Here is a 12,365-nt window from a genome sequence, read left to right as displayed (position 1 = left end):
CCCGTGCATGGGCCCCCGTTCCATCACGGATCGGCTTTCCCGCGGGCTCGGCGGTCGGCCGTACCGACTAGCACCACCGGCGCGCGGAGCGCAGCACTACCGGCGCGCGGAGCGCAGCGGCCCGCAGCTGCCGCGCACCACCAGCTCCGTCGGCAGCAGAACGGGGCCTCCCCTGCCGCGCCGCGCTGGCTCGCGCAGCAGCAGTTCGCAGGCGCGGTAGCCGATGTCGTGGCCGGGCCTGGCCACGGCGGTCAGCGGCGGGTCGCACAGCTCCGCCCACGCGACGTCGTCCATCATCGCGATGGACACGTCGGCCGGCACCCGCAGGTCGAGCTCGCGGGCGACCAGGACGGCGGCCTCGCCGAGCAGATGGCCGGCGGCCAGCACGGCGGTGACGTCCGCCCGGCGCTGCAGCAGCCCGGCGGCGGCCGCGTAGGCGGCGTCGCGGGCGGGGCGGGCGGCCACGACCAGGTCCTCCTCCACGGGCACGCCCAGCTGCGCCAGGGTGTCGCGGAACGCGCGCTCGCGCACGCCCCGGGGGCGGCCCGGCGCGCCGCCGAGGAACCCGATGCGGCGGTGCCCGAGCCCTGCGAGGTACTCGGTGAGGGACCGCACGCCGCCCGCGTCGTCGGCCAGGACGGACGGGACGTCGGCCAGCCCGGGCAGGACGCGGTCGGCGAAGACGACGCTGGAGCACACCCGGGCCGCCGCGCGCCAGTCGGCCTCCTCCCCGGCGGGCAGCGCGATGATCCCGTCGACCCGCTGCTCGACGAGCCGGTCGACGATCTCGGCCTCGCGGGACGGGTCGCCGTGCGCGGCGTCCACGATGACGTGCCCGCCGAGGGTGCGGGCGCAGGCCAGCACGCCCGCGACCACCTCCGCGCAGAACGGGTCGGTGACGTCGGGGACGACCAGGCCGATGCCTCCGCTGCGGCGCAGCTTCAGGCCCCGGCCGAGCGCGGACGGCCGGTAGTCCAGCTCGCGGGCCGCGGTCAGCACCCGCTCGCGGGTCGCGGCGCTCGCCGAGCCCGTCCCGGAGAACACGCGCGACACCGTGGCGATGCCGACGCCCGCCGCCGCGGCCACGTCCTTGATCGTCGCCGATCGCCGCTCCGCCATCCGACCGCCGCCCCTTTCCGCCCGTTTCGATCATCTTCTCACGGTCACGTCTCCCCTGGAAACGATTCCATGATGTTTACTCCAGCCAATACGACATATCCCCTGTTCGGCAGGGGACGGCGGAAACGTTTCCATAAGGGGTTCGGATGGCCAAGATCGTGCTGGACGGGGTCGACAAGGTGTACGGCGGCGGGGTCAAGGCCGTCGACGGGCTCGACCTGGAGATCCGCGACGGCGAGTTCATGGTGCTGGTCGGGCCGTCCGGCTGCGGCAAGTCCACCGCGCTGCGGATGATCGCCGGGCTGGAGGAGATCTCCGGCGGGAAGATCTCCATCGGCGAGCAGGTCGTCAACGACCTCGCGCCGAAGGACCGCGACATCGCGATGGTCTTCCAGAACTACGCCCTCTACCCGCACATGACGGTCGAGCAGAACCTCGCGTTCGGCCTCAAGCTGCGCGGCACCCCCAAGGCGGAGATCAAGCAGAAGGTCCGCGACGCCGCCAAGATGCTCGGGCTGGAGCAGTACCTGTCCCGCAAGCCGGCCGCGCTGTCGGGCGGCCAGCGGCAGCGCGTCGCGATGGGCCGCGCGATCGTCCGCCAGCCGCAGGCGTTCCTGATGGACGAGCCGCTGTCCAACCTCGACGCCAAGCTCCGCGTGTCCATGCGCGCCTCCCTCAGCCAGCTGCACGAGCGGCTCGGCGTCACCACCGTGTACGTCACCCACGACCAGGTCGAGGCGATGACGCTCGGGTCGCGGGTGTGCGTGCTGCGCGAGGGCAAGCTGCAGCAGGTCGACACCCCGCAGCGGCTGTTCGACAACCCCGTCAACCTGTTCGTGGCCGGGTTCATCGGCTCGCCGGCGATGAACTTCGTGCTCGCCGACCTCGAGACCGGCGACGGCGGGGCGCGGGTCTCCTTCGCCGGCTACACGCTGCCGGTCCCGGCCTCGGTCGTGGACGGCAAGCCGGGCCTGAGCGGCTACTTCGGCCAGAAGGTCATCCTCGGCATCCGCCCGTCGGACTTCGAGGACGCCGCGCACGCCCAGACCGGCTGGGCGCCGATGGCGGTGCGCAGCAGCGTCACCGAGGAGCTCGGCAGCGAGATCAACGTGATCTTCACGATCGACGCGCCGCCGGTCGAGCACAAGGACACCGCCGACCTGGCCGAGGACGCCGCCGAGGGCGAGACCGAGGCGATCCCGCTGATCGACAACAAGGCGCTGTGGACGGCCCGCGTCAACTCCCGCTCGCACGTGCGCCCGGGGCAGGACGTGGACCTCGCCGTCGACACGCGCCGCCTGCACTTCTTCGACCCCTCCAGCGGCCTGGCCATCGGCCACCCCGACGCCGCCGAGCGGCACGGCGCCGCGGACCTGCGCAAGTCCGGCTGAGCACCGAGGAAAAGGGAGGTGCCCACGGCCCGTGCGGCCGTGGGCACCTCCCTTTTTCCAGGTCCGTCACTTCACCGAGCCGGCGAGGACCCCCTGGACGAAGTAGCGCTGGAAGGCGAAGAACACGACCAGCGGGACGACCAGGGACAGGAACGCGCCGGGCGCGAGGATGTCGATGTTGCCGGTGAACTGCCGCATCTGCGACTGCAGCCACTTGGTCATCGGCTGCGACCCGGTGTCGGCGAACACCAGCGCGACCAGCAGGTCGTTCCACACCCACAGGAACTGGAAGATGCCGAGCGAGGCGATCGCCGGGCCGCCCAGCGGGAAGATCACCCGGCGGAAGATCGTCCACTCCGAGCCGCCGTCCATCCGCGCCGCCTCCAGCAGGTCCCGGGGGATCGCCGCGAAGAAGTTGCGGAGCAGGAAGATGGCGAACGGCAGCCCGAACGCGACGTGGAACAGCACCACGCCGGTGACCGAGCCGAACATGTGGAAGCTTCCGAACTCGATGTAGCCGTAGAGCTTGGCGACCGGGATCAGCGCCACCTGGACCGGCACCACCAGCAGCGCCACCACGCCGAGGAACAGCCAGTCCCGGCCGGGGAACTCCATCCAGGCGAACGCGTAGGCCGCCAGCGAGGCGATCGCGACCACCAGCAGCGTCGCCGGGACGGTGATCAGCACCGTGTTCCAGAACGAGTCGACGAAGTCGCCCTTGTCCAGAAGCGCGCTGTAGGACTCCCCGGTCAGCTGCGCCGGCTTGGCGAACACGTTCCACCAGCCGTCGGCGTTGTTGTCCTCGTTCGAGCGCAGCGAGGCGACCAGCAGGCCGAGGGTCGGCACCAGCCAGAACAGCGCGATCAGGACCAGCAGCGCCTGCGCGGCGCCGCCGCCCGCCCGGCCGACGACCCGCGCGGCCAGCCCGCGGCGCGGCGCCCCCGCCGCGCCGCCGCCCTCCGCCCCGGAGGGCGCCTGCGCGGCCTTCTCCGCGGTGCTCATTTGCGCTCCTGCCGCATTCGCCGGATGTTGAACAGCATGGCGGGCAGCACGAGCACGAACAGCAGCACGGCGATGGCGCTGCCGGAGCCCTGGTCGTTGCCGCCGCCGAACGACTCGGTCCACATCTGCAGCGCCAGCACGCTGGCGTTCGGATCGCCGCCGCCGATGATGTAGACGAGGTCGAAGACCTTCAGGACGTTGATGACCAGCGTCACCAGCACCACCATCAGGACGGGCGCGAGCAGCGGGATCGTCACCCGCCGGAACACCTGCCACTCGGTGGCGCCGTCCACGCGGGCCGCCTCGAGGGCGTCGCGCGGGATGGCGGCGAGCCCGGCGGCGATCAGCACCATCGCGAAGCCCGACCACACCCACAGGTACGACCCGATGATCGCCGGAGTGATCAGGGTGTCGCCGAGCCACTCGGCGCCCTGGTAGGCCGTGGTGAAGTTGTCCTTGGGCAGCCGGATCGCGTACGTCCCGGCGGGCACCTTCCGCAGGGTGAAGGTCCCGTCGGCCTCCGTGGTCGCCTTGGCGACGACCTTGCCGCCCTGGACCGCCTCCACCCGGATGCCCGGCAGGCCCGACTCGCCGGAGTTCGGGGCGTTCTGCTGCCCGCCGCCGCCCCGGGTGAAGTCGAACCAGACCGTGCCGGTCAGCTCCCCCTGCTTGGCGGCCGGGGGCTGAGCGGCCGGCCTGGCGTCCTTCGGCAGGTACTCGGGCTTGATCTTCAGCAGCGGGACGAGCGCGCTCTGCCCCGCCGAGTACTGCCGCACCGAGACCACGGCGCCGCCGTCCTGCCGGACCGGCGCGTTCCCGCCGTTGCGCGGCCCGGCGCCCGGGTAGGTGGTGTCCTGCCGGAACATGTCGTGGACCGCGACCATCGCCGCGTTCGCCACGCCCTTGTCCGGGTCCTGCTGGTACACCAGCCGGAAGATCACGCCGGAGGCGAGGAACGAGATCGCCATGGGCATGAACACCACGAGCTTGAACACCGTCGCCCACCGGATCCGCTCGGTGAGCACGGCGAACACCAGGCCGATGATGGTCACCACGGTCGGCGCCACGACGACCCAGATGGCGGTGTTGCGCACCGCCACGAGGTTGTCGTGCCCCTGGAAGACCCCGGTGTAGTTGTCGACGCCGACGAACGAGTCGCCCGAGGCGTCGAAGAAACTGCGGATCACCGAGTAGACGATCGGGTACACGACGAGGAAGCCGAGCAGCAGCAGCGCCGGCAGCAGGAACGTCAGGGCCAGCCACGACGGCGGGGTCAGCCGCTCGCGCGCGCCCCGCGGGCCCGGACGGGCGGGCGGCGCGTCGATGGCGGCGGCGCCGCCGGCCGTCGCGGCCGGCGGCACCTCCTCATTCGGAGCCTTCATTCAGGGTTTCCCTACTTGTAGGCCCTACTTGTACGCCTTGGCCGCCTCGGCCTCCAGCTTGGCCTGCGTGCCCTTGACGTCGGTCGGGTTCTGCACGAACTGGCGCAGCGCCTCCCACTCGCCCTTGCCGGGCGTCGCGCCGAACGCGGCGGGCGCCAGGTCGGACATGTCGTAGCGGGCGGCGTCGCCGGCCTGCTGGAGCTGGGTGATCAGCTGCTTGGCGATCGGGTCGGAGTAGGCGTCCGGCTTGACGTTCTTGTTCGGCGTCAGGTAGCCGCCGAGCCCGGCCCACACCGTGCCCGCCTCGGGCGAGGCGAGGTACTTCATCAGCTCCTGCGCGCCCTTGCCGTCCTTCAGCGCGACCGCGACGTCGCCGCCGAGGATCGCCGGGGCGGTGTCGCCGGCCTTCGGGAACGCGAACACCTTGGCGTCCGTGCCGACCTTGGCCTTGGTGGTGCCGATGTTGGCGGCGGCGAAGTCACCGCCGTAGACCATGGCGGCCTTCTGCTGGCCGAACACCTGGGTGACCGACTCGTCGAACTTGGTCTTGGTCGCGGTCGCGACGCCGCCGTTCAGGTAGTCGGGCTTGCCCCAGACCTCGGCGAGCGTCTGCAGCGCCTTGCCGACGCTCGGGTCCGTCCACTTGATCTCGTGCTTGGCGAGCTTGTCGTAGTTGTCCGGGCCGGCCTGCGACAGGTAGACGTTCTCGAACCAGTCGGTCAGCGTCCAGGAGTCCTGCGGTCCCGCGGCGAGCGTGAACGGGGTGGTGCCCGCGTCCTGCAGCGTGCCCGCCGCCTTGGTCAGGTCGGCCCACGCCGCGGGCGGCTGGACGCCGGCCTCGTCGAGCGCCTGCGGCCGGTACCACAGGATCGACTTGTAGGCGGCCTTGACGATCACGCCGTAGGTCTTGCCGTCGGAGGAGCCGAGCTCCTTCCAGTACGGCGCGAAGTTCTGGCCGACCTGCGAGACCACGTCGTCGCCCAGGGGCTTGAGCGCCCCCTTGCCGGCGTACTGCTGCATCAGGCCCGGCTGCGGCAGGATCGCCACGTCCGGCGGGTTCTTGGCCTCGATGCGCGGGCCGAGGTAGGCGTCGGTGTTCTCACCGGTGGAGGCGTAGTTGACCTTCGCCCCGGTCTTCTTCTCGAACGCCTGCAGGACCTTGCGGAAGTTCGCCTCCTCAGGACCGGTCCACTTGGCCGCGACCTCGATGGTGGTGCCCTTCAGCTCACCCCCGCCGGAGGGCGACGACCCGTCGCTGTCCTTGTCGTCGCCGCCGCACGCGGCGGCCGCGGACAGGAGCAGTCCCGCCGCGACGGCGGCTCCCGTCACGCGCCTGCCGAAGCCCGCGGAGCGGTGTCGGGGGGTGCGGGGGGAGGTCCCCCCGCCGGCAAAGCTGACCGTCATTCCTCATCCTCCCTGGCCGGAGCGGCGTCGCCTGGTCCCCAGATCGACGCGCCGGACTCGATATCGAAGAAGTGCAGGCGGCCGGTGTCGACGCGGATCGTCACCGGGTCCCCCACCTTCACGCGGGTGCGCGGGCTGAACCGCGCGACCAGGTCCGTGCGGGGGCTCTCCAGATTCCCCAGCACGTCGGTCCCCGCGTCGCGCGCGAGCTCCCTGGTGTCCTCGGTGACGACCTGGGACGCCTCGATCGCGAAGTGCACCAGCACGTCCGAGCCCATCGCCTCCACGAGGTCGGCGGTGGAGGCCAGCCCGGACCCCTCGGGCGTCTCCACGAGCTCGGAGTCCTCCATGTCCTCGGGGCGGATGCCGACGACGACCTCGCCCCCGAGGCGGGACGCCAGGGCGGGGCGCTCGGTCAGCACCTCGGCCGGGAGCGTCAGGGTCTGGCCGCCGATCTCCAGCCGCGGGTTCTCCGCGTCGCCGGACAGCGTGCCCTGGATCAGGTTCATGGCCGGTGAGCCGATGAATCCGGCGACGAACAGGTTCGCCGGCCGGTCGTAGAGCTCCTGCGGCGCCGCGACCTGCTGCAGGCGCCCCTTCTTCATCACCGCGACCCGGTCGCCGAGCGTCATCGCCTCGGTCTGGTCGTGGGTGACGTAGACGGTGGTGACGCCGAGGTCGCGCTGGATGCGGGCGATCTCGGCGCGCATCTGGACGCGCAGCTTGGCGTCGAGGTTGGACAGCGGCTCGTCCATCAGGAACGCCTGCGGCTCCCGGACGATCGCGCGGCCCATCGCGACGCGCTGACGCTGCCCGCCCGACAGGTTGCGGGGCTTCTTGTCCAGGTAGTCGGTCAGGCCCAGGGTCTGCGCGGCCCGGTCGACCTTCTCGCGGATCTCGGCCTTGGGCAGCTTGCGCAGCGACAGCCCGAAACCGATGTTGTCGCGCACCGACAGGTGCGGGTAGAGGGCGTAGCTCTGGAACACCATCGCGACGTCGCGGTCCCGGGACGGCACCCGGTTGACGACCCGCCCGCCGATCGTGACCTCGCCCTCGGAGATGTCCTCCAACCCGGCGACCATCCGCAGCGCGGTGGTCTTGCCGCAGCCCGACGGGCCCACCAGGACGAGGAACTCCCCGTCGGCGATGTGGAGGTTCAGGTCGGTCACGGCCCGGGTGCCGTCGGGATAGACCTTCCCGACGCTGGTCAGGTCGACCTCTGCCACGGCGTCTCCTCTTCGTCACGGCCCGTCGATACGGAAGAACTCGACTTACTCCCGCGTAACAGTGCAACAAGGAGGTACAGGGCCGGACACCCGGATCGCAACCGGCGGGGGCACGGTCCGGCGCATTTGATACAGAGATCGTTACCGAGCCGTTTCCGTCTCAATTTGCGCTGCCCGAAAACGGCACGTGGGCATGAACGCAAATCCGTTCATGCCCACGGTCGTCCGGGCGCGGCGGCGCCCCGGACCGGCGTCAGTCCACGATCACCAGCCCGCGCTCGGTGACGTTCATGGGGGTGTGACCGTCCTCGGTGCACACGACGATGTCCTCGATGCGCGCGCCGTGCGGGCCGGGGTAGATGCCGGGCTCGATCGAGAACGCCATCCCGGGCTCCAGCGGCTCGCGGTTGCCGGCGACGATGTAGGGCTCCTCGTGCGACTCCAGCCCGATGCCGTGGCCGGTGCGGTGGAAGAAGTGCTCGCCGTGCCCGGCGGCGGCGATGATGTCGCGGCCCGCCGCGTCCACCGCCTCTGGTGTGACCCCCGGCCGCACGGCCTCGCAGGACGCCCGCTGCGCCTCCTCCAGCACCGCGAAGTACGCGCGGTAGTCGGCGGGCGGCTCGCCCACGCAGTAGTTGCGCGTCGAGTCCGAGCAGTAGCCGCTCGGCATCGTCCCGCCGATGTCGACCACCACGGGCTCGCCGGGGCGGATGACCCGGTCCGACAGCTCGGCGTGCGGGTTGGCGCCGTTCGGGCCCGAGCCGACGATGACGAAGTCGACCTGCGCGTGCCCCTCGGCGATGATCGCGTCGGCGATGTCGCGGCCGACCTCGCGTTCGGTGCGCCCGGCCTTCAGCAGGCCCGGGACCCGGCGGTGCACCCGGTCGATCGCCTCCCCCGCCTCGCGCAGCGCCGCCACCTCCGCGGCGCTCTTGCGCATCCGCAGCTCGCGCAGCACGCCCCCGGCCGCGACCTGCTCGGCTCCGGGCATCGCGCCGCGGAACCGCAGCGCCATCACCGCCCACATCCGGTCGGCCACGCCGACGGTTCCCACATCCCGCGGCAGGCGGCGGGCCACCAGCGCGTACGGGTCGTCGGTCTCGTCCCACGGCACCAGCTCGACGCCGAGGGACCCCGCCGGCGACTCCTGCGCGGCGGGCAGCTCCAGCCTGGGGACGACCAGGAACGGCTCGCCGCCGGCCGGGACGACCAGGCAGGTGAGCCGCTCCAGCTGCTTGGCGTCATACCCGGTGACGTACCGCAGATCGGGACCGGGCGTCAGCAGCACCGCCCCGAGGCCCGCCTTCGCCGTCGCCTCGCGCACCAGGCCTACGCGCTCACGCGGATACAACTCCGTTGTCACATCCGTCTCCATTTCTCCGATCCTCTCCATGACCGGTACCAGGATCCCAGGAGCGTCCGGACGCCGCCGACCCGGCCCGCGTGGCAGCATGTGCCCCATGAGCGGGCTGATGCTGCTGGACACGCCGTCGTTGTACTTCCGCGCCTTCTTCGGGGTCCCCGAGTCGGTGACGGCCCCCGACGGGACACCGGTGAACGCGGTGCGCGGGCTCGTCGACATGATCGCCCGCCTCGTCCAGGACCGGCGGCCGGAGCGGCTCGTGTGCTGCATGGACGCCGACTGGCGGCCGGCGTTCCGGGTGGAGGCGCTGCCCTCCTACAAGGCGCACCGGGTGGCCGAGGACGGCGGCGACCAGACGCCCGACGCGCTGGAGGCCCAGCTCCCGGTCATCGAGCAGGTCCTGGACGCCTTCGGGCTGGCCCGCGCCGGCGTCCCGGGCTACGAGGCCGACGACGTCATCGGGACGCTCGCGGTGCGGGGCGCGGCGGACGGGCCGGTCGACATCGTGACCGGCGACCGCGACCTGTTCCAGCTCGTCGACGACCGCGCCCCCGTCTGCGTCCTGTACACCGCGCGGGGGATCAGGAACCTGCAGGTGATGGGAGAGAAGGAGGTCGCGGCCAAGTACGGCATCCCGGGCCGCGGCTACGGCGACTACGCCACGCTGCGCGGCGACCCGAGCGACGGGCTGCCCGGCGTGCCCGGGGTCGGCGACAAGACCGCCGCCGCGCTCGTCACCCGGTTCGGGTCGGTCGAGGCGATCCTCGCGGCGCTGGACGCCGGCACCGACGAGGGCTTCCCGGCGGGCGCGCGCCGCCGGATGGAGGGGGCCCGGGAGTACCTGGCCGCCGCCGAGACGGTGGTGCGGGTCGTCACCGACATCGACGCCCCCGAACTGGCGGACCTCGACGACCGGCTGCCCGCCGGGGCGCGCGACGCCGAGGCCCTCGTCCGGCTCGCCGACACCTGGAACCTTTCCGGTCCGGTCAACCGCCTCCTGAACGCGCTCTCCCGCTGACCGCGTTCTCGCTGCAATTTGCGCCGAGAGTGTCAGATGACACAGACAGCGCGGTCTCCGGCGAGCAGCATGCGAAGCGGTGAGAGGTTCTCATTGGCACATGAAGGCGACCGGTACCCGCGGCACTCGGGCCTCAACGCCCCACTCCCCCCGATTGCCGTGGGTACCGGTTCACCCGCGCCCCGGACCCGAGGCGGACGTGCCGTGAGCGAGCGGACCAGATCCCGCGGCGCCCGCGCCGCGAGCCCCGGCGGCGGTTTCTGGGCCGCGCTGGACGGACCGGAGCGCGCGGCGCTGCGGGCCGCCGGGCGGGCGCGGAGCTACCAGCCGAGGACTCCCCTGTGCTACCAGGGCGACGACTCCGACCACATCATCGTCATCGAGTCGGGCTGGGCGAAGGTCACCTCCACCGGCGAGGACGGGCGGGCGGTCGTGCTCGCCGTGCGGGGCCCCGGCGACCTGGTCTGCGAGAGCGCGGTGCTCGGCGGCCGGGAGCGGTCGGCGACCGTGCAGGCGCTCGACCACGTCCGGGCGCTGATCGTCCCGGCGGCCCGGTTCACCGCCTTCCTGGACGCCCACCCGCGGGTGTGGCGGCTGGTCAGCGGCACGTTCGTGCGGCGGCTCGACGACGCCGACCGCAGGCTGCGGGCGCACGTGTCGGCGCAGGGCGCCCGGCGGCTGGCGATCCTGCTGGCGGGCCTGGCCGACCTGTCGGCCCGGCACGCCCCGCCCGCCGCCGGCGGGGCGATCGCGATCGGGCCGCCGCTGTCCCAGGAGGAGCTCGGCAGCTGGATGGACGCCTCCCGGGAGACCGTCGCGCGGGCGCTGTCCACGCTGCGGCGCGAGGGGCTGGTCAGCACCGGCTGGCGCAGGATCACCGTGGAGGACCCGCCGGGGCTGCGTGCGTTCGCCGGCTCCCCGGACGAGTGAGTCCGTCCCCGGCCCGCGGGCCCGCTCCGGCCGCCGGACCCGGCGCCTTTACATTGTAGATTCCTAGAGAGATCGACGGATTCGTCCCGTACGCTCGGTTGTGTGCCGCGCCGACCGCTGCGACTGCGTACCGCCGAGGCCGACGCCGAGGTCCGGGCGGGGCTCGACCGGATCCGCGCCGAGTTCTCGGTGCCCGGCGCGTTCCCGCCCGCCGCCCTCGCCGAGGCCGCCGCGTCCGCGCCGCCCTCCAACGGCCGCGTCGACCTGCGCGACGTCCCGTTCTTCACCCTGGACCCGCCCGGCTCGCTCGACCTCGACCAGGCGATGCACCTGGAGCGGCGCGGGTCCGGACACCGCGTGCGGTACGCGATCGCCGACGTGGCCGGGTTCGTGCGCCCGGGCGGCGCGCTCGACACCGAGGCGCGCGCCCGCGGCGTGACGCTCTACCTGCCGGACGCCAGCGCGCCGCTGCATCCGCGCCCCCTGTCGGAGGGGAGCGCGAGCCTGCTGCCCGGCCGGGAGCGTCCCGCCGTGGCGTGGACGATCGACATCGACGACGCCGGACGGATCACCGGTGTGGACGTGCGGCGCGCCCTCGTGCGCAGCCGCGACCGGCTCGACTACGCCACCGCGCGCCGCGGCGACGGCGACCCGCGGATCGCGCTGCTCGGCGAGATCGGCGAGCGGCTCATCGCGGCGGAGGCCGCGCGCGGCGGCGTGAGCCTGCCGCTGCCCGAGCAGGAGGTCGTGCACGCGGGCGGCGGCTGGGCGCTGAAGCTGCGCGGCGATCTCGCGACCGAGGCGTGGAACGCGCAGATCTCGCTGCTGACCGGGCGCGCCGCGGCCCGGCTGATGCTGGACGGCGGCGTCGGGCTGCTGCGCACCATGCCGCCCGCGCCCGCCGAGGCGGTCGAGCGGCTGCGGCTGGCCGCCCGGGCGCTCAAGGTCTCCTGGCCGGGGAACGCCTCCTACGGGGACATCGTCCGCGCCCTCGACCCGGCGCTGCCCCGGCACGCGGCGTTCCTGCACGACGCGGCGGGGCTGATGCGCGGCGCCGGCTACACGGCCTTCGACGGGGCGCCGCCCGGGCAGGCCGCGCACGCCGCCGTCGCCGCCCCGTACGCGCACGTCACCGCGCCGATCCGGCGGCTGGCCGACCGGTACGCCACGGAGGTGTGCCTGGCGCTGGCGGCGGACCGCCCCGTCCCGGGATGGGCGCGGGAGGCGCTGCCGCTCCTGCCCGAGGCGATGCAGCGGGCCCTGCGCCGCGGCGCGGACATCGACCACGCATGCGTGGACCTCGTGGAGGCGCTGCTCCTGCGCGACCACGTCGGGGACGTCTTCGACGCGGTGGTGGTCGACGTGAACGGCGACCGCACCGGCGGGCGCGTCCAGCTGGTGGCGCCGCCGGTGTTCGGCCGCTGCGACGGGGAGGGGCTGCCGCTCGGCGAGCAGGTCAGGGTGCGGCTGGAGGAGGCGGACCCGGCGCGCCGCCGGGTGCGCGTCTCCCCTGCGCCGGGAGCCCCGCCC

Annotated in this window: 10 protein-coding genes; 4 read left to right on the top strand and 6 right to left on the bottom strand. The window is 73.1% G+C overall.

Features of this window, described 5'->3' with window-relative positions:
* Window positions 1-96: 96 nt before the first annotated feature.
* Window positions 97-1,119 carry a LacI family DNA-binding transcriptional regulator gene (locus AB0C84_RS32980; RefSeq protein WP_361074111.1) on the bottom strand — a complete coding sequence of 341 codons (1,023 nt, stop codon included), beginning with the start codon at window positions 1,117-1,119 and terminating at the stop codon, window positions 97-99.
* 146 nt (window positions 1,120-1,265) lie between these two features.
* Between AB0C84_RS32980 and ugpC (AB0C84_RS32975) the strand changes: the two genes are divergently transcribed.
* Window positions 1,266-2,510 carry a sn-glycerol-3-phosphate ABC transporter ATP-binding protein UgpC gene (gene ugpC, locus AB0C84_RS32975; RefSeq protein ID WP_179841696.1) on the top strand — a complete coding sequence of 415 codons (1,245 nt, stop codon included), beginning with the start codon at window positions 1,266-1,268 and terminating at the stop codon, window positions 2,508-2,510.
* Window positions 2,511-2,576: 66 nt separating this feature from the next.
* On the opposite strand, the gene AB0C84_RS32970 is transcribed toward ugpC (AB0C84_RS32975), so the two are convergent.
* From AB0C84_RS32970 to AB0C84_RS32950, 5 genes are all read right to left on the bottom strand, one after another.
* Entirely contained in the window at window positions 2,577-3,512 is a 936-nt protein-coding gene (locus AB0C84_RS32970; protein WP_179841697.1) for a carbohydrate ABC transporter permease, read from the bottom strand.
* Entirely contained in the window at window positions 3,509-4,894 is a 1,386-nt protein-coding gene (locus AB0C84_RS32965; RefSeq protein WP_361074108.1) for an ABC transporter permease subunit, read from the bottom strand. Before AB0C84_RS32965 ends, AB0C84_RS32970 begins: the two co-directional genes overlap by 4 nt.
* 24 nt (window positions 4,895-4,918) lie before the next feature.
* Window positions 4,919-6,298 (bottom strand): ABC transporter substrate-binding protein, encoded by a 1,380-nt coding sequence (locus AB0C84_RS32960; RefSeq protein ID WP_361074106.1) that lies wholly within the window; start codon window positions 6,296-6,298, stop codon window positions 4,919-4,921.
* On the bottom strand, window positions 6,295-7,524 hold the full coding sequence (ugpC, locus tag AB0C84_RS32955) for a sn-glycerol-3-phosphate ABC transporter ATP-binding protein UgpC (protein WP_179841700.1): 1,230 nt from the start codon (window positions 7,522-7,524) through the stop codon (window positions 6,295-6,297). The genes AB0C84_RS32960 and ugpC (AB0C84_RS32955) overlap by 4 nt, the downstream gene beginning before the upstream one ends.
* 253 nt (window positions 7,525-7,777) lie before the next feature.
* The gene (locus tag AB0C84_RS32950; protein ID WP_179841701.1) at window positions 7,778-8,899 is read right to left on the bottom strand and encodes a Xaa-Pro peptidase family protein; all 1,122 of its coding nucleotides are present in this window, start codon (window positions 8,897-8,899) and stop codon (window positions 7,778-7,780) included.
* A gap of 85 nt (window positions 8,900-8,984) precedes the next feature.
* Between AB0C84_RS32950 and AB0C84_RS32945 the strand changes: the two genes are divergently transcribed.
* The 3 genes from AB0C84_RS32945 to AB0C84_RS32935 all read left to right on the top strand — a co-directional run.
* A complete protein-coding gene (locus AB0C84_RS32945; RefSeq protein ID WP_258939867.1) occupies window positions 8,985-9,905 on the top strand; it encodes a 5'-3' exonuclease in 921 nt (306 codons plus the stop codon).
* Window positions 9,906-10,109: 204 nt separating this feature from the next.
* Complete coding sequence (locus AB0C84_RS32940) at window positions 10,110-10,835, top strand: Crp/Fnr family transcriptional regulator (RefSeq protein WP_361074103.1); 726 nt, start codon at window positions 10,110-10,112, stop codon at window positions 10,833-10,835.
* A gap of 102 nt (window positions 10,836-10,937) precedes the next feature.
* The coding region (locus AB0C84_RS32935; protein ID WP_361074101.1) for an RNB domain-containing ribonuclease at window positions 10,938-12,365 on the top strand (1,428 nt) is incomplete at its 3' end.

Source organism: Actinomadura sp. NPDC048955, assembly GCF_040649435.1.
GTDB lineage: Bacteria > Actinomycetota > Actinomycetes > Streptosporangiales > Streptosporangiaceae > Spirillospora > Spirillospora luteofluorescens.
Note: the sequence above shows the minus strand (reverse complement) of the source record. Positions and strands in the feature narration are given on the sequence as shown.